We start from the raw sequence: 16,080 nt of genomic DNA on the forward strand, positions 1-16,080 counted from the left end.
GTCCCGGGGCCGTTCTCACACGGGCCCCGGGGCCATCAGAACACCAGCCCGAAGGCCCACACCCCGAGGGTGAGCGTCGTCAGGGTGATCAGGACGACGCCCACGAGGTTCAGGTACAGGCCGCCCTTGATCATCTGCCCGATCGTGACGTACCCGGAGCCGAAGGCGATGGCGTTGGGCGGGGTGGCCACCGGCAGCATGAAGGCGCACGTGGCGGCCAGCGCCACGGGGATGCACAGCAGCAGCGGGTCGACGCCCACGCCGACGGCGACGCCTCCGGCCACCGGCAGGAACGTGGCGGCGGTGGCGGTGTTCGAGGTGATCTCCGTCAGGAACAGGATGGCCACGGCCATCACGGCCACCAGCAGCCACACCGGGAGTCCGCCGAGGCCGGAGACCTGCTCGCCGATCCAGTCGGCCAGGCCGGAGGCGCTGAACTGCGCCGAGAGGGCCAGGCCACCGCCGAACAGCAGCAGCACGCCCCACGGCAGCCTGACCGCGGACTCCCAGTCCAGGAGCCGCACGCCCCGGGCGGCCCCGGCCGGCAGCAGGAACAGCAGCAGTGCGGCGAGCAGGGCGATGCCCGCGTCGCTGATGAGCCCCTCGAAGGCCAGCGGGACGATGATCCAGGACGCCGCCGCCAGGACGAAGACCACCAGGACACGGATCTCCCCGGAGGACATGCGGCCCAGCTTGGACAGCTCGTCCGAGATCAGTTCCCGGCCGCCCGGGATCTCGGTGATCTCTGCCTTGAACAGCACGCGCGTCAGCAGGAACCAGACGATCACCATCATCACCAGGGACAGCGGGACACCCACGAGCATCCACTGCCCGAAGCCGATCTCCACCCCGTGGGCCTGGGCCATGTAGCCGGCCAGCAGCGCGTTGGGCGGCGTGCCGATCAGCGTCCCGAGGGACCCCACGGAGGCCGCGTAGGCGATCCCGAGCATCAGGGCGGTGCCGAAGTTCGAGGCGATCACGGCGTCCTTGACCTCCGCGGACCCCGGGTCCGAGCCCTCCTCCACCGGGTTGGAGGAGTCCTTCGCCACCACCAGGGTCAGGACGGAGACCCCGATGGGGATCATCATCACGGCCGTGGCGGTGTTGGACACCCACATGGACAGGAAGCCCGTGGCGATCATGAACCCGGCCACCACGCCGCCGGGCTTGGTGCCCATCGCCCGGACGGTCACCAGTGCGATGCGGCGGTGCAGGTTCCACCGCTGCATGGCCAGGGCGATGATGAACCCGCCCATGAACAGGAAGATGATGTTGTTCCCGTAGGACGCGCCCACGTCGTCGACGCCGATGTCCTGCCCCAGGGTGGGGAAGGCGATGAGCGGGACCAGGGCGGTGGCCGGGATCGGGATCGCCTCGGTCATCCACCACACGGCCATCAGGACGGCGACGGCCGCGGTGAGGCGTGCGTTGTAGGCCAGATCCTGCGGGAGGGCGAGGAAGACGATCCCGGCCAGCACCAGGCCCGCCGCGAGGCCGATCCACCGCCGCAGGTTCAGGCTCCGCGCCTCCGCCGGCGCCCGCTCACCCGGTGACTTCTGGTCGATCTCCCGGCCGTCGTCGTCCCCGGCAGGAGCCTGCCCGGCCCGGCCGTCCTGCTGCCCCGTCATGTTCGACATGGTGCGATGCCCTCTCCTCGTCCCGGTGTGCTGTCCGGACACACTAACGTGTGATCCGGGCCATACCGATGGCCCGCCCGGCGCCCGGCAACGGCGCGGCGGGGGTCGGACGAGGGCGCCCGGACGCTCCGGGGGGACGGGTGGACGCGTGCCGATGGAGTCCGGGATCGCGCTCGCCGTCGCCGCCGTCCTGCTGGGCTGCGTGCTGCAGCGCACGAGCGGGATGGGCGTGGGGCTCGTCGTCTCCCCGGCGCTGGTCCTGCTCATCGGGCCGGCCCAGGGCGTGTTGCTCACCAACGCCACCGCGGTCGTCTCGGCGGCGCTGATGACCGTCGCCGTCCGTTCCGACGTCGACTGGAGGCGGTACGCCCGCATCGCCCCCGTCGTCGTCCTGGGCGCGCTGCCCGCGGCGGTGCTGGTCCGCGAGGCGGGGCCGGGCTGGCTGGAGCTGATCATCGGGGCGGTCCTGCTCGTCTCGGTGGGCGGCACGACCCTGCTCCCCCGGCTGCCCGAGGTCCCGGAACGTCCGGCCGGACTGGCCGCGGGCATCCTGGGCGGCTTCCTCAACACCGCCGTCGGCGTCGCCTCGCCGGCGTTCCTGGCGTACGCCCGGGTGACGTCGTGGGGCCACCGCGGGTTCGCCGCGACGCTGCAGCCGATCTTCCTGACCCTCGGGCTGGTCTCCATCATCGTCAAGGTCCTGCTCGGGTCCGCCCCGGACGCGGACCTGTCCTCCTGGCCCCTCATGCTCGCCGTCATGGCCGCCGTGCCCGTCGGCGTGCTGCTGGGCGGTGTGCTGTCGCGCCGCTTCTCCACGACCGGCGCCCGCCGGCTCGCCGTGGGCGTCGTCGTCCTGGGGGCCGCCGGCACGCTGGCGCGCGGCGCCGTCCAGTTGCTGGGGGCCTGAGGCGCCCGGGCGGACCGCCCGCCGGGCGGGCCCCGGTACGCCGTCACGACGGCGATGCTCACCTAACCTGTCCACCGCCTCTGGCACGGTGGGGACATGGAGACTTCTGTGGTGTTGGTGGTGGCGCTCGTCTGCGTGGTGGCCGGGCTGGTGGTGGGCGCCGTGCTCGGCGCCTGGTTCGCGACCCGCCAGGGACGGGACGGGGCACAGGCGTACCGGGAGGAGTCCCAGCACCTGCGCGGAGAGCTCGCCGAGGTCCAGGCGGCGCTCGCCGCGGCGGAGGCCGAGAGCCGGGTGCTCACCGCCGAGCGCACGGCGGACCGGGACCGGGCCGAGGTCGAGTCGAGGGTCCTCACGGCCCTGGCCCCGGTCGGCCAGCGGCTGGAGATCCTGCAGCGGCAGGTCGGCATGCTGGAGCGGGACCGCGTGGAACAGTACGGCCAGCTCTCCGAGCAGCTCAAGACCGCCGCCGAGACGGACACGGCCCTGCTGGTGAACACCAGGTCTCTGGTGGCCACCCTGAAGTCGACGTCGGCCCGCGGGCACTGGGGCGAGGTCCAGCTGCGCCGGGTGGTGGAGGCCGCCGGCATGCTGGCCCACACCGACTTCGCCGAGCAGCAGGTGCTGCGCGGGGACGAGGACCAGGTGCTCCGCCCGGACCTGGTCGTGCGGCTGCCCGGGGGCAAGTCACTGGCCATCGACGCCAAGGCCCCGCTCGCCGCGGTCCTGGAGGCCGAGGAGCTGGCCGGTGACCCGTCGGCGGAGGCCGCCGGACGGCGCCGGGACCTGCAGCGGTCCCACGCCCGGGCCGTGCGGGCCCACGTGGACGCCCTGTCCGCCAAGGAGTACTGGCAGGGACTGGAGCACTCCCCCGAACTGGTGGTGTGCTTCCTGCCCGCGGAGTCCTTCCTGGCCTCCGCCCTCGAGGCCGATCCGGCGCTGCTGGACCATGCGTTCTCGCGCAACGTCGCCCTGGTGGCACCGGTGTCCCTGCTCGCGGCGCTGAAGTCCGTGGCCTACGCCTGGCGGCAGGAGACCCTGACCGAGAACGCCCGGTCCCTGTTCGAGGCCTCCCGGCAGCTGTACCAGCGCCTCGGCACCCTGGGCGGGCACGTGTCCAAGCTCGGCGGCTCGCTGCGCTCCGCGGTGGAGAAGTACAACGCGATGGTCGGCACGCTGGAGTCCCGGGTGCTGCCCTCCGCCCGCCGCATCGGTGACCTGGACCCCACCCTGGGCGAGGGGTTGGCGCCGCTGAAGCCGGTCGAGGCCACGCCCCGGGTGCTCTCGGCTGCCGAGCTGCTGGACGAGGACTTCCTGGCGGGCAACGCCTCCGGATCCGGCGTGGACACGGGTGCCGCCACCGGATACGGCGCTGTGAGGGACATCACCACCGCGACGGGGACGCGGCCGGAATAGTCCGGCGTGAGGGCTGGTTGACATGATCGAGTCGTTGAAATTTCAACGACGCGATCCATCGCCTCGACCGTCTGGAAGGACATCCCATGCGCATCGGCTACATCGTCGGCTCCCTGGCCCAGAACTCCATCAACCGCCGCCTGGCCAGGGCCCTGAGCACCCTGGCCCCGGAGGGCGTGGAGTTCTTCGAGATCGGCATCGGCGACCTTCCGTTGTACAGCTGGGACTTCGACGCCGACTACCCGGCCGCGGCCCTGGACTTCAAGGAGACCGTCTCCGGTGCCGACGCCATCCTGTTCGTCACCCCGGAGTACTCCCGCTCTATCCCGGCCGCGCTGAAGAACGCCATCGAGTGGGGCGCCCGGCCGTGGGGCCAGGCCGTGTGGGGCGGCGTGCCCGCCGCCGTCATCGGCACCTCCCCCGGTGGCACCGGGACCGCGATGGCCCAGCAGCACCTGCGCAACATCCTGGCCCACCTGGACATGAAGACCATGGGTCAGCCGGAGTCCTTCATCCAGGCCCGCGAGGGTGCCATCGCCGACTCCGGTGAGATCCAGGACGAGACCCTCCTGCCGGTCCTGCAGGGCTTCGTCGACGCGCTGGTCGCCCACGTGGACGCCAACGCGCGCGTCTCCGCCTGATCCCAGACACCGTCTCACCCGGGACCCCTCACCCAGGGCGCTCCCGTCCCCCGAACCCCCGGTCGCTCCCCCCGCGCCGGGGGTTCGGCCTTTCGGCCCGCTGACGTGGGTGAAGACGGCCGCCGGGCGGCGATGCCGTAGACTGGTCACAGCCAACCGGGCTGGAGCCTTCCTCCCCGGTGCCGGCCAGCACCGCGATGAGTGGCTCCTGTCATGCCGCTCCGCCCGTGCCAGGGCCGGGTCTTTCTTCCACCCGGACGGATCTCAACTTCGTGACTTCTCTTCAGCATGCCGCCGTGACCGGCGGTACCTCCACCGTGCCCTCCTCCTCGGACGCCGCCGCCAGCGGTTTCACCGAGCTGGGCCTGCCCGCCGGCCTGGCCGCCGCGCTGGCCCCGCAGGGCATCACCACCCCCACCCCCATCCAGGCGGCCACGCTGCCGGACTCCCTCACCGGCCGGGACGTGCTCGGCCGAGGCCGGACCGGTTCCGGCAAGTCCTACGCGTTCCTGCTGCCGCTGGCGGCCCGCCTCGACGGCGGCCGCCCGGCGCAGGCCCGCCGCCCGCGGTCCCTCGTGCTGGCCCCCACCCGTGAGCTGGCCCTCCAGCTCGCGGAGTCCTTCGAGCCCCTCGGCGCGCACACCGGCCTGTCCTCGCTGACCATCTTCGGTGGCGTCGGCCAGAACCCGCAGGTCAAGGCGCTGCAGCGCGGCGTCGACGTCCTGGTGGCCTGCCCCGGCCGTCTGCTGGACCTGATGGGACAGGGCCACGTGGACCTGTCCGGCGTCGAGGTCCTCATCATCGACGAGGCGGACCACATGGCGGACATGGGCTTCCTGCCGATGGTCCGCAAGATCCTGGACAAGGTCCCCGCACCGGCCCAGAAGATGCTGTTCTCCGCCACCCTGGACGACGGGGTGGGCGTGCTGGTCAAGAAGTACCTCAAGAACCCGGTGGTCCACGAGGCCGACTCCGCGGTCTCCCCCGTGGCCCGGATGGACCACCACGTGGTGGCCGTGGACGGGGATGCCAAGCTGTCCACCCTGGCCAACCTCTGCGCCGCCCCGGGCCGGACCATCGTGTTCACCCGCACCAAGTACGGTGCCAAGAAGGCCGCCAAGCAGCTGCGCCAGCGCGGCGTCTCCGCCCTGGAACTGCACGGCAACCTCTCCCAGAACGCCCGTACCCGCAACCTGGACGCCTTCCACAACGGCACCGCGGGAACGCTGGTCGCCACGGACATCGCCGCCCGCGGCATCCACGTGGACGACGTGGCCCTGGTGATCCACTCCGACCCGCCCACGGAGCACAAGGCCTACCTGCACCGCTCGGGCCGCACCGCGCGCGCCGGGCAGGCCGGCACCGTGATCACCCTGGCCGGACATGACCAGCGCAACGAGGTCCGCTCCCTGATGCGGGCCGCGAAGATCACCCCCACCGTGCACGCCGACGGCGCCTCCGAGCCCCTGCTGGACCAGCTGGCCCCCGGCCCACGGACCTTCCTGGAGCAGGCCGAGCTGGAGAAGCTGCTCGCCGTGTCCACCCCCACCGCCCAGGCCGCGCAGTCCGGGCAGGGCCAGCAGGGCGGCGGTCGCGGTCAGTCCGCCGGTCAGCGTTCCGGTGGCTCCCGGGGTGGCCGTGGTCGCGGCGGCCAGGGTGGCCGCACCGCCGGGAACGACGCCGGCCGCACCCGCGGCGGCCAGGCGTCCGGCCAGCGTGCGGGCCAGCCGGGCACCGAGTCCCCGGCCTCGGGCCGCTCCGGCCAGGGCCAGGCCCGCCGGGACGGCTCCGGCCAGCACCAGTCCGGTCAGGGCTCCCGCGGCACCGGCCGTCCCGGCAACCGCCGCGCGGGGTCCTCGGCCGGCGCGCCGTCGTCGGGCGGGCGGGTCTACACCTCCGAGTCCGGTCGCGGCGGCCACTACGCCGAGGGCGCCGGCTCCCGGGACGGCTCGGGCGAGCGCGCCGGTGGCCGCAGCCGCGGCAACCGCAGCCGCCGCCGGTCCTCGGGCGCCGCGCGCGGCTGACCGGCACCACCGCGTCCGGCTCCGCCTGACCGGCGGGCCTCCCCCGTCCCCGGGGACGGTGGACAGGTGACGAAGGCCCCGGTTCCGTTCGGAACCGGGGCCTTCGTCATGGGCGGGTGGTGCCGTGCCCGCGCGGCGGTCAGCCCACGGCGCCGGCGATCGCGAAGATCGTCCAGGCGATGGCGAAGCCCATGAGGCCGATCAGGGTCTCGAGCACGGTCCAGGTCTTCAGGGTGGTCTTCACGTCCATGTCGAAGAATCGTCCGACCAGCCAGAAACCGGAGTCGTTGACGTGCGAGGCCACCACGGAGCCGGCCCCGACGGCGAGCACCATGGCGGCCAGCTGGACGGGGTTGTAGTCGGCGGCGGCCACACCGGCGCTGACGAGTCCGGCCGCGGTGGTCAGGGCCACGGTGGCCGAGCCCTGGGCGATGCGCAGGATGGCCGCGATGAGGAAGCCGGCCAGGATCAGCGGCACCCCGAGGTCCGCCAGGGAGTCCTCCAGGGCGTTGCCGATGCCGGAGGCCCGCAGCACGGAACCGAACATGCCGCCGGCGCCGGTGACCAGGATGACGGAGCACACCGGCCCGAGCGCACCCTCGAGCGTCCTCTCGATGACGGCCTTGTCGGTGCCCCGGGCACGCCCCAGGACGACCATGGCCACGATGAGGGTGATCAGCAGGGCCACCGGGGTCTCGCCCAGGACCCGCAGCACCTGGAACCAGGTGGCCTCGCTGGTCCCCTCGGGCAGGACGCCGCTGCGGTGGAGCGTGTCGAGCCCGGTGTTGAGGAAGATCAGGATCATCGGCAGCAGCAGCACCATGACCACGGTGGAGAACCGCGGCGGGTTCTGCTCGTGGGCCTCATCGGCGTGGCCGAGGATGTCCGGCACCGGGAGCACCCAGCGCCGGCCGGCCCAGCGCCCGAAGAGGTAGCTGGTCAGGTACCAGGTGGGCAGGGCCACCACCAGGCCGAAGACCATCACCAGGCCCACGTTCGCCTCGAAGAAGGTCGCGGCCGAGACCGGTCCGGGGTGCGGCGGGAGGTAGACGTGCATCACCGAGAAGGCACCGGCCACGGGCAGTCCGTAGGTCAGCACCGACCCGCCCAGGCGGCGTGCCACGGCGAAGACGACGGGCAGCATCACGACCAGGCCGGCGTCGAAGAAGATGGGGAAGCCGAACAGCAGGGAGGCGACGCCCAGGGCGAAGGGGGCGCGTCTCTCCCCGAACCAGCCGATCAGCGTGTCCGCGAGGACCTTGGCGCCGCCGGACATCTCCACCAGCCTGCCGAGCATGGCGCCCAGGCCCACGAGGAGGGCGACCGTGGCCAGGGTGCTGCCGAAGCCCGCGGTCGCGGTGGAGACCACCAGGGACGGTGGGATGCCCGCCGCGAAGGCCGTGAGGAGGCTGACGAGGACGAGCGCGGGGAACGCGTGCATCCGCAGGTACATGATGAGGAACAGCAGCAGGATGATCGCCGCGGCGGCGATCCCCAGCAGTGCGCCGGCCCCCAGCGTGGGGGTCCAGTCGTCGATGGTCATGGGTGGGGCCTTCGGATCGTCGAATGCAGCACGGACGGTCCCGGGGTGTGGGGACGTCTGCGCACGGGGGTTGACGCTCGTCGGCGACAGGCCCTCGGGACGGTCCGCTCAGAGACGTTCGACCAGGTCCAGGGCCCGTTGGACGAGCCCGTCCACCGTACCGGAGTTCTCCAGGACCATGCCGTCCTCGTCCTCGCCGAGGGCCTCGAGGGTCGCGAGCTGGCTGGGCACCAGGGACGCGGGCATGAAGTGTCCCGGGCGGTGCATCATCCTCTCGGTGATGACGGCGGGGTCGGAGATGACGTGCAGGAACACGACCCGGCCGGACGCCTGCCGGAGCAGGTCCCGGTAGGCGCGCTTCAGGGCCGAGCAGGTCACGATCGTCCCGCCGGAGCCGGACTGGGCGTCCATCCAGTCCCGGAGGGTGTCCAGCCAGGGCCAGCGGTCCTCGTCGGTCAGCGGGATGCCGGCGGCCATCTTCTCGATGTTCGCCGGCGGGTGGAAGCGGTCCGCCTCCGCGTAGGGCCGGCCCAGACGGGTGGCGAGCCCCTCGGCGAGGGTGGTCTTGCCCGAGCCGGAGATCCCCATCAGGACCAGGTGGACGGCCGCCGGGGCACTGTCCGGCATCAGCCCTTGGGGGTGCGGTTGCGGCCGCCCAGGGAGCGGTCGGTGTCCCCGACCTTCTTCATCTCGGCGCGCAGTTCCTTCGGCAGCGAGAAGATGATGTCCTCCTCGGCCGTGACGACCTCCTCCACGGCCCCGTAGCCGTACTCGGCCAGCAGCCGCAGCACGTCCTGCACGAGGACCTCGGGCACGGAGGCGCCGGAGGACAGGCCCACCGTGGCCGCGCCCTCGAACCAGGACTCGTCCACCTGGTGGGCGAAGTCCACGCGCTCGGCGCGCCGCGCACCGTACTCCAGGGCGACCTCCTTGAGGCGGACCGAGTTCGACGAGTTCGCCGAGCCCACGATGATCATCAGGTCGCACTGCGGGGAGATCTTCTTGATCGCGGCCTGGCGGTTCGAGGTGGCGTAGCAGATGTCGTCCGAGGGCGGATCCTGCAGGTTGGGGAACCGCTCGCGCAGGATGGACACGATCTCCAGCGTCTCGTCCACGGAGAGCGTGGTCTGGGACAGCCAGATCAGGTTGTCCGGGTCCTCGACCTGGACCGTCCGGGCCTCGTCGGGGTTGTTGATGACGGTGGTGTGCTCGGGCGCCTCGCCGTAGGTCCCCTCGACCTCCTCGTGGCCCTCGTGGCCGATGAGGAGGATGCGCCGGTCCTGCCGGGCGAAGCGCACGGCCTCACGGTGGACCTTGGTGACCAGCGGGCAGGTGGCGTCGATCGTCCTGAGGCCCCGGTCCGCGGCCTCGTTGACCACGGCCGGGGACACGCCGTGCGCGGAGAACACGGTCAGCGAGCCCTCGGGCACCTCGTCCAGCTCCTCCACGAAGACCACGCCCTGCTGCTCCAGGGTCTCCACCACGTGGCGGTTGTGGACGATCTCCTTGCGCACGTACACGGGCGCCCCGTGGTGCTCGAGCGCCTTCTCCACGGCCACCACGGCGCGGTCCACGCCCGCGCAGTACCCGCGCGGCGCGGCCAGCAGGACCTTCTTGTCACCGTCCACGACGGCGGCGGCCTCCACGTCCTCGCGGGTGCGGCGGGCGCGGGGCACGTGGGGCATCCCGACGGCGACGGGGGCAGCGCTGGCGGATGCGGTCGGCATCGCGGCAGGCATGGACGAGACAGAGGGGACGGCAGACATATGGGCCATTCTACCGAGCGGGCACCCACTGGCCACCGGGGGTGATGGACGCCTCAGCGCCGCCGGCCGGCCCGTCCCCGGGAGAACAGTCCGGCGAGCACGCCCAGGGCCGCCACGACGGCGCCGCCGGCCATCAGCAGGACCGTGTCCGGCACGGCGTACTGGCGGACACCCTCGGTGAGGGACTCGGCGGCGATGCGCGCCAGGCCGGTCACACCGGTCACCTCCAGCCGGCCCAGTGCCCACCAGCCGATGACCCCGGCCAGCACCGCGGTCCCACCGGCGGCGACCAGCACTGCCCAGCGCCGCCCGCGCGGCGCGGTCAGCAGGGCCAGCAGGCCCGCGGCGACGGCCCCGCCGGCCAGCCAGGGCCACTGCGGCAGCAGGGACACCGCCTGGGCGAGCCGCTGGCCGTTGACCTCCGCCGGATCCGGGACGTTGAGGTCGACCACCAGGGGTGAGGCCCCGGCGTCGTCCGCGGTGACCGGATCCTGCAGGTCCGCGAGCGCCTGTTCGGCACCCTCCCGGACGGCCCGGCCGACGGACTCCCCGCCGGGGAGCATCTCGACGGACTCGGACAACCGGTCCACGCCGAGGTCGGCCAGCGGGGCCAGGTGCAGGTGCACGGTGGCATCGGCGGACCCGGCCGTCCCGGCCTCGACCACCTCGAGCCGCTCCACCCACTCCACGCGGGTCTGCTCCAGCGTCTGCGACCAGGCGCCGGGGAAGCGGTCGTCATGCACGAGACCGTCCGCCGCGCCTTCCGCCAGGTCCATCAGTCCCTCCCGGAGGAAGGGCGGGAGCTGCGCCGGCAGGTTCTCCCGCACCAGGGACGTCACCTGGCCGGGCAGTGCGGCGCGCAGCCCGGGGTCCTCGGACAGGGGCCCGGCGATCCGCTGGAGGGGTCCGGGGGTGTGGACCAGGGCCTCGAGGCGGGCCCCGGCCAGGGCCAGGGACGCGAGCAGTCCGGCGAGCACGGCCAGGACGAGGGAGAGCACCGTGCGCATCGCGGCTCCGTTCACCGGTGGGGTTATCGCGGCCCAGCCTACTGATAGAACTAAGGGGAACGACGCCACCCGTCGGCACCCACCCGTCGACACCCGTGGAGAGGATCCGCCCCGCATGGACGAGCCCCTGGCAGCCGGTTCGCCTCCCGCCACCGCGGCGGAGACCGCCCCCGATGCCCCCTGGCCGCTGCGAGTGCTCTCGGAGAACCTCAAGCGGTACTTCGAGCGGGCGCCCCAGGCGTGGATCGAGGGCCAGCTGATCGAGTTCAAGGTGATCCGCGGCAACGCCTGGATGACCCTGCGGGACCTGGACGCGGACTACTCGCTGCCGGTGACCGCGTGGCGCAACGTCGCCGCCACCCTGGACGGCACGGTCGAGCAGGGCTCGCGCGTGGTGGCCTGCGTGAAGCCGAGCTTCTACACCAAGACCGGCAAGCTGAGCATGATCGCCTCGGCCATGCGCCCGGTCGGCCTCGGCGACCTGCTGGCCCGCGTGGAGAAGCTGCGCCGCGCGCTGGAGGCGGAGGGGTTGTTCTCCCCGGAGCGCAAGAAGCCGCTGCCGGTCCTGCCGCAGCTCATCGGGCTGGTGACCGGCCGTGACTCGGATGCGATGAAGGACGTCATGCGCAACACCCACCTGCGCTGGCCCGCCGCCCGCTTCGAGGTCCGCGAGGTGGCCGTGCAGGGGGCGAACGCGCCGCGCGAGGTGATGGCCGCCGTCGCCGAGCTGGACGCGCACCCGGAGGTGGACGTCATCGTCATCGCCCGCGGCGGAGGCGCCCTCGAGGAGGTCGTGCTGCCGTTCTCGGACGAGTCCCTGGTGCGTGCCGTGGCGGGCACCCAAACGCCGGTGGTCTCGGCCATCGGGCACGAGGCGGACCGGCCCGTGCTGGACGACGTCGCCGACCTGCGGGCCTCCACCCCCACGGACGCGGCCAAGCGGATCGTCCCGGACGCCGCGGTGGAGCGCGAGGCGATCGCCGGTGCGCGGTCGCGGCTGGCCTCGGGGGTGGAGCGGCTCGTGCTGCACGAGGCGCAGCAGCTGCAGTCGCTGCGCACCCGGCCCGTGCTGGCGAACCCGGAACGGATGATGTCCGAGCGGACGGACGACCTGGAGCGGTGGCGCGAGCGCGCCCGGACGTCCCTGGCCGGGCAGCTGGACCGCGAGCACGACGCGGTGGGGCACCTGCGGGCCCGCGTGCGCTCGCTGTCCCCCCAGCACACCCTGGACCGCGGGTACGCCGTGGTCCAGCACGGAGGCCGGGTGGTGCGCGACGCCGGCCAGGTCTCCCCCGGTGACGCCCTGGACATCCTGGTGGCCGCCGGACGCATCGCCGCCACCACCACCGGAACCACCCTGGGCCCCGAGAGCAGCGCCCAGAGCAGCACAGAGGAGACCCGATGAGCACCCCCAGCACCACCCCCGCCGGCCAGGACGGGGCCGCCGAGGCCACCGCCGTGGAGGGGTTCTCCGCCGCGGACACCTCGGACATCGCACGGATGAGCTACGAACAGGCCCGGGCCGAGCTGGTCGAGACCGTGACCCGGCTCGAGACCGGCGGTGCCGGGCTGGAGGAGTCCCTGGCGCTGTGGGAGCGGGGCGAGGCCCTGGCCGACCGGTGCGAGGCCTGGCTGGACGGTGCCCGCCAGCGCCTCCAGGAGGTCCGGGCCCGGGCCGCCGGGGCGGGTGCGGACACCGGTCCGGCCGGGGCCTGAACCGGCCGCCGCGGCGGGACTCGGCGAAGGGCCCGCCCCGTGTTCGGGCACGCCGGCGGCGGGGCGCATTGACCGGGCGATTACCTGTAGGTAACGTCTCACGCGGTGGTCCAGATCACAGCGCACCATTCCGGACGGACCCGTTCCGGTCCGTCGGCCCGCGCACCCGCCCCCGAGCGGCCACCCGGAGAGGGACCGCACCACCATGCCCAGCATCCTCGATCGGGAGGCCATCATCGCCCCCCGGCAGTTCAACCGATGGCTGATCCCCGCGGCGGCCCTGGCCATCCACCTCTGCATCGGCCAGGTGTACGCGTTCAGCGTCTTCAAGATCCCCATGATGGGACATTTCGACACCGGTGAGGTCGCCGTCGGGTGGATCTTCTCCGTGGCCATCGCCATGCTCGGCCTGGCCGCCGCCTTCGGAGGTACCTGGGTGGAACGGTCGGGACCGCGCAAGTCCATGGTCGTGGCCGGGACCTTCTGGGTGGCCGGGTTCCTCGTCGCCAGCCTCGGCATCGCCACGGGGCAGCTCTGGCTGGTCTACCTCGGCTACGGCGTGGTGGGCGGCATCGGCCTGGGCATCGGGTACATCTCCCCGGTGTCCACGCTGATGAAGTGGTTCCCGGACCGGCCCGGGCTGGCCACGGGGCTGGCCATCATGGGCTTCGGCGGTGGCGCCCTGATCGCCAGCCCCCTGTCCAACAGCCTCATGGCCCTCTTCGGCGGCGGCACCGATCCCGCGAACCTGGAGGCGGGCCTGCTGCAGACCTTCCTGACCCTGGCCGCCGTCTACGCCGTCGTCATCTCCCTCGGGGCGATCGTGATCCGCGTCCCGCACCCGGACTGGACGCCCGCCGGCTGGGACCCCTCGACGGCGGCCGCCAAGCCGATGCAGACGACGGCGAACGTGTCCGCGGACTCGGCGATCCGCACGCCCCAGTTCTGGCTGCTGTGGATCGTGCTGTTCTGCAACGTCACCGCCGGCATCGGCATCCTGGAGAACGCCGCTCCCATGATCCAGGACTACTTCGACTGGATCACCCCGGCGGCGGCGGCGGGCTTCGTGGGACTGCTGTCCCTGGCCAACATGGCCGGCCGCTTCGTCTGGTCCGCCACCTCGGACTCCTGGGGCCGGAAGAACAACTACATGATGTACCTCGGCGTCGGACTGGCGCTGTACCTCGTCATCGCCCTGATGGGAGGGGCCAACGTGGTCGTGTTCATCCTCGCCACGATGGTCATCCTGTCCTTCTACGGCGGAGGCTTCTCCACCATCCCGGCCTACCTGAAGGACCTGTTCGGGGTCTTCCAGGTGGGAGCCATCCACGGCCGGCTGCTGACCGCCTGGTCGGCGGCGGGCATCGCCGGTCCCCTGATCGTCAACAGCGTGATCGAGGCCCAGGCGGACAGCGGGCTGACCGGCGCCAGCCTGTACTCGCTCTCGCTCTACATCATGGTCGGGCTGCTCGCGATCGGCTTCCTCGCCAACCTCCTGGTCCGCCCCGTCCACCCCAAGCACCACGTCCCGGAGGGCCGGGACCGCGAGAAGGAGTACGTCCAGTGAGCACACCCAACGCAGGCAACAGCACCGCAGGCGGCGCCGCCCCGGTCACCCGGGAACCGGCCGGCACCGGCGGTGCCTACCGGACGACCGCCCTCGTCCTGGCCCTGATCGTCATCGCCGCACTGGCCTACGGGCTGGTCCAGACGGCCCTGAAGGCCTCCGCCCTGTTCACGGGCTGAGGCACCCATGACGCCGGCCCCGGCAGGACCCGCGACCTGCGGGTCCGGCCGGGGCCGGAATGTGTCGTCGTGCCGACGGCTCAGGCCGTCTGGCCGGCGTGCCTGCCCTCGGCGAACTCCTCCACGAGCTTGGCGTTGAACGCCTCCAGGTCGCCCGGGTTCCGGCTGGTGGTCAGGCCCTGGTCGACCACGACCTCCTCGTCCACCCAGGTGGCACCGGCGTTCTGCAGGTCCTCGGAGAGGGAGTGGTAGCTGGTGAGCTTCCGGCCGGAGACCACCCCGGCACTGATGAGGGTCCAGGGCGCGTGGCAGATGGCGGCCACCGGCTTGTGCTCCTCGAAGAAGCCGCGCACGAACGCCTGGACGTCCTGGTCGGCCCGCAGCGCGTCGGCGTTCAGGGTGCCACCGGGCATCACGAGCGCATCGAACTGCCCGGAGGAGACGGAGCCGACCTGGTGGTCCACGGGGAAGGAGTCGCCGTGCTCCCAGTCCCCGTTCATCGCGGTGATGGAGTCGGACTCCGGGGAGACGAGCACCGGCTGGCCGCCGGCGGCCTTGACGGCCTCCCACGGCGAGGTGAGCTCGACCTGCTCCACGCCCCGGGTGGCGAGGAAGGCGATGGTCTGTCCCTGCAACTGCTGTCCGGTCATGTCGGTACCTCCTGGAGAGCGGATGGATCGGTCTGTCATCCCACCCTAGACCGGTGCCCCCGGGGGTGCCGCAAGGGGTGTTCGCCCACAGCGCTCAACCGGCGGGGACGACAGTCCGTGGCGCCACCGTCCACCCACCGGCGCCGGTCCCCCGGCCGCCCGGGTCAGCTCTCCGCCAGCCGCCGCTTCTCCAGGGCCACGTCGAAGTCCGCGGGCGGCCACTGCAGTTCCAGCGACTCCAGGGCGGTGATCAGCAGCTCCTGGACGGCGATCCGTGAGTACCACTTGCGGTTGGCCGGGACGATGAACCACGGGGCGTGGTCCGCGTCCGTCTCCTCGATCGCGACCCGGTAGGCGTCCATGTACTCGTCCCAGTGGGCGCGCTCGTCCACGTCACCGGGTGCGTACTTCCAGAACTTGTCCGGACGGTCCAGCCGTTCGGCCAGCCGGTCCTGCTGCTCCTCCTTGGTGATGTGCAGCATGACCTTGACGATCCGCGTGTTGCGCTCCGCCAGGTCCCGCTCGAACCGCCGGATCTCCTCGTACCGCCGCTCGATCGTGTGCAGTGAGGTCAGCTGCCGCACCCGGTGGATCAGCACGTCCTCGTAGTGGGACCGGTCGAAGACCGCCACGAAACCGGGGTCGGGCAGGTGCTTGCGGACCCGCCACAGGAAGTGGTGGCTCCTCTCCTCCTCGGTGGGGGCCTTGAAGGCCGCGGTCTCCACCCCCTGGGGGTCCATGGCACCCGCCACGTTGCGCATGATCCCGCCCTTGCCGGCGGTGTCCATGGCCTGGACCACCAGCAGCACGGAGGCACCCTTGCCGTTGCCGGACACGCCGTTGGCGTAGAGCAGCTCCTGCAGCTGCGAGAGCCGTTCGGCGCGGATGGCCAGGGTGGCCTCCCCCTCGGCCCTGCCGCCCAGGTACCCCGGCTTGGAGTCGGGATGGATGTCCGCGGGTCCCTTGATGACCCCGTCGCGGGTCCGGGCGCGCAGCAGCTCCCAGGGTGGTCCCTCGAAGTCCATCA

Annotated in this window: 15 protein-coding genes; 8 read left to right on the forward strand and 7 right to left on the reverse strand. The window is 72.5% G+C overall.

Going from position 1 to position 16,080, the window contains the following annotated elements; genetic code table 11:
- Nucleotides 1–35: 35 nt before the first annotated feature.
- Nucleotides 36–1,637, reverse strand: a complete 1,602-nt coding sequence (locus PLJ28_RS06600) for an SLC13 family permease (protein ID WP_502877079.1) — start codon at nt 1,635–1,637, stop codon at nt 36–38.
- A 154-nt stretch (nt 1,638–1,791) separates the two neighbouring features.
- Here PLJ28_RS06600 and PLJ28_RS06605 point away from each other — a divergent pair, with 154 nt between their 5' ends.
- From PLJ28_RS06605 to PLJ28_RS06620, 4 genes are all read left to right on the forward strand, one after another.
- Nucleotides 1,792–2,544 carry a TSUP family transporter gene (locus PLJ28_RS06605; RefSeq protein ID WP_324589999.1) on the forward strand — a complete coding sequence of 251 codons (753 nt, stop codon included), beginning with the start codon at nt 1,792–1,794 and terminating at the stop codon, nt 2,542–2,544.
- Nucleotides 2,545–2,640: 96 nt separating this feature from the next.
- The gene (locus tag PLJ28_RS06610; protein WP_298041840.1) at nt 2,641–3,960 is read left to right on the forward strand and encodes a DNA recombination protein RmuC; all 1,320 of its coding nucleotides are present in this window, start codon (nt 2,641–2,643) and stop codon (nt 3,958–3,960) included.
- Between the two features lie 86 nt (nt 3,961–4,046).
- Nucleotides 4,047–4,601: an NADPH-dependent FMN reductase gene (locus PLJ28_RS06615; protein WP_183527268.1), complete on the forward strand. Its 555-nt coding sequence runs from the start codon at nt 4,047–4,049 to the stop codon at nt 4,599–4,601.
- Nucleotides 4,602–4,897: 296 nt separating this feature from the next.
- The gene (locus PLJ28_RS06620) at nt 4,898–6,625 is read left to right on the forward strand and encodes a DEAD/DEAH box helicase (protein WP_502877080.1); all 1,728 of its coding nucleotides are present in this window, start codon (nt 4,898–4,900) and stop codon (nt 6,623–6,625) included.
- A 139-nt stretch (nt 6,626–6,764) separates the two neighbouring features.
- Here PLJ28_RS06620 and PLJ28_RS06625 read toward each other — a convergent pair whose 3' ends face one another.
- The 4 genes from PLJ28_RS06625 to PLJ28_RS06640 form a co-directional block, all read right to left on the reverse strand.
- The gene (locus PLJ28_RS06625) at nt 6,765–8,168 is read right to left on the reverse strand and encodes a GntP family permease (RefSeq protein WP_298044617.1); all 1,404 of its coding nucleotides are present in this window, start codon (nt 8,166–8,168) and stop codon (nt 6,765–6,767) included.
- 108 nt (nt 8,169–8,276) lie between these two features.
- Complete coding sequence (locus tag PLJ28_RS06630; RefSeq protein ID WP_298044615.1) at nt 8,277–8,795, reverse strand: gluconokinase; 519 nt, start codon at nt 8,793–8,795, stop codon at nt 8,277–8,279.
- On the reverse strand, nt 8,795–9,895 hold the full coding sequence (locus PLJ28_RS06635) for a 4-hydroxy-3-methylbut-2-enyl diphosphate reductase (protein ID WP_298044614.1): 1,101 nt from the start codon (nt 9,893–9,895) through the stop codon (nt 8,795–8,797). The genes PLJ28_RS06630 and PLJ28_RS06635 overlap by 1 nt, the downstream gene beginning before the upstream one ends.
- A 92-nt stretch (nt 9,896–9,987) precedes the next feature.
- Nucleotides 9,988–10,941, reverse strand: a complete 954-nt coding sequence (locus PLJ28_RS06640; protein ID WP_324589985.1) for a hypothetical protein — start codon at nt 10,939–10,941, stop codon at nt 9,988–9,990.
- Between the two features lie 115 nt (nt 10,942–11,056).
- Between PLJ28_RS06640 and xseA the strand changes: the two genes are divergently transcribed.
- The 4 genes from xseA to PLJ28_RS06660 all read left to right on the forward strand — a co-directional run bounded on the left by xseA (nt 11,057) and on the right by PLJ28_RS06660 (nt 14,403).
- Entirely contained in the window at nt 11,057–12,346 is a 1,290-nt protein-coding gene (gene xseA / locus PLJ28_RS06645; RefSeq protein ID WP_298044612.1) for an exodeoxyribonuclease VII large subunit, read from the forward strand.
- Nucleotides 12,343–12,657, forward strand: a complete 315-nt coding sequence (locus PLJ28_RS06650; RefSeq protein ID WP_183527279.1) for an exodeoxyribonuclease VII small subunit — start codon at nt 12,343–12,345, stop codon at nt 12,655–12,657. The genes xseA and PLJ28_RS06650 overlap by 4 nt, the downstream gene beginning before the upstream one ends.
- Before the next feature lie 205 nt (nt 12,658–12,862).
- Nucleotides 12,863–14,224 (forward strand): L-lactate MFS transporter, encoded by a 1,362-nt coding sequence (locus PLJ28_RS06655; protein WP_298044609.1) that lies wholly within the window; start codon nt 12,863–12,865, stop codon nt 14,222–14,224.
- Nucleotides 14,221–14,403, forward strand: coding sequence for an MFS transporter small subunit (locus tag PLJ28_RS06660; protein ID WP_324589986.1), 183 nt, complete (start codon nt 14,221–14,223; stop codon nt 14,401–14,403). The genes PLJ28_RS06655 and PLJ28_RS06660 overlap by 4 nt, the downstream gene beginning before the upstream one ends.
- A gap of 80 nt (nt 14,404–14,483) precedes the next feature.
- On the opposite strand, the gene PLJ28_RS06665 is transcribed toward PLJ28_RS06660, so the two are convergent.
- Together PLJ28_RS06665 and PLJ28_RS06670 are read right to left on the reverse strand one after the other, a co-directional pair.
- On the reverse strand, nt 14,484–15,053 hold the full coding sequence (locus PLJ28_RS06665; RefSeq protein ID WP_183527285.1) for a type 1 glutamine amidotransferase domain-containing protein: 570 nt from the start codon (nt 15,051–15,053) through the stop codon (nt 14,484–14,486).
- Nucleotides 15,054–15,217: 164 nt separating this feature from the next.
- Nucleotides 15,218–16,078, reverse strand: a complete 861-nt coding sequence (locus PLJ28_RS06670) for a PPK2 family polyphosphate kinase (RefSeq protein ID WP_183528485.1) — start codon at nt 16,076–16,078, stop codon at nt 15,218–15,220.
- Between the last annotated feature and the right edge of the window lie 2 nt (nt 16,079–16,080).

Source organism: Citricoccus sp., from assembly GCF_035445025.1.
Classification (GTDB): Bacteria; Actinomycetota; Actinomycetes; order Actinomycetales; family Micrococcaceae; genus Citricoccus.

What these genes read in the sequence shown, in the direction of transcription:
- PLJ28_RS06600 (WP_502877079.1), bottom strand. Translation starts at nt 1,637, where the DNA reads ATGTCGAACATGACGGGGCAGCAGGACGGCCGGGCCGGGCAGGCTCCT.
- PLJ28_RS06605 (WP_324589999.1), top strand. Translation starts at nt 1,792, where the DNA reads ATGGAGTCCGGGATCGCGCTCGCCGTCGCCGCCGTCCTGCTGGGCTGC.
- PLJ28_RS06610 (WP_298041840.1), top strand. Translation starts at nt 2,641, where the DNA reads ATGGAGACTTCTGTGGTGTTGGTGGTGGCGCTCGTCTGCGTGGTGGCC.
- PLJ28_RS06615 (WP_183527268.1), top strand. Translation starts at nt 4,047, where the DNA reads ATGCGCATCGGCTACATCGTCGGCTCCCTGGCCCAGAACTCCATCAAC.
- PLJ28_RS06625 (WP_298044617.1), bottom strand. Translation starts at nt 8,168, where the DNA reads ATGACCATCGACGACTGGACCCCCACGCTGGGGGCCGGCGCACTGCTG.
- PLJ28_RS06630 (WP_298044615.1), bottom strand. Translation starts at nt 8,795, where the DNA reads ATGCCGGACAGTGCCCCGGCGGCCGTCCACCTGGTCCTGATGGGGATC.
- PLJ28_RS06635 (WP_298044614.1), bottom strand. Translation starts at nt 9,895, where the DNA reads ATGCCGACCGCATCCGCCAGCGCTGCCCCCGTCGCCGTCGGGATGCCC.
- PLJ28_RS06640 (WP_324589985.1), bottom strand. Translation starts at nt 10,941, where the DNA reads ATGCGCACGGTGCTCTCCCTCGTCCTGGCCGTGCTCGCCGGACTGCTC.
- xseA (WP_298044612.1), top strand. Translation starts at nt 11,057, where the DNA reads ATGGACGAGCCCCTGGCAGCCGGTTCGCCTCCCGCCACCGCGGCGGAG.
- PLJ28_RS06650 (WP_183527279.1), top strand. Translation starts at nt 12,343, where the DNA reads ATGAGCACCCCCAGCACCACCCCCGCCGGCCAGGACGGGGCCGCCGAG.
- PLJ28_RS06655 (WP_298044609.1), top strand. Translation starts at nt 12,863, where the DNA reads ATGCCCAGCATCCTCGATCGGGAGGCCATCATCGCCCCCCGGCAGTTC.
- PLJ28_RS06665 (WP_183527285.1), bottom strand. Translation starts at nt 15,053, where the DNA reads ATGACCGGACAGCAGTTGCAGGGACAGACCATCGCCTTCCTCGCCACC.
- PLJ28_RS06670 (WP_183528485.1), bottom strand. Translation starts at nt 16,078, where the DNA reads ATGGACTTCGAGGGACCACCCTGGGAGCTGCTGCGCGCCCGGACCCGC.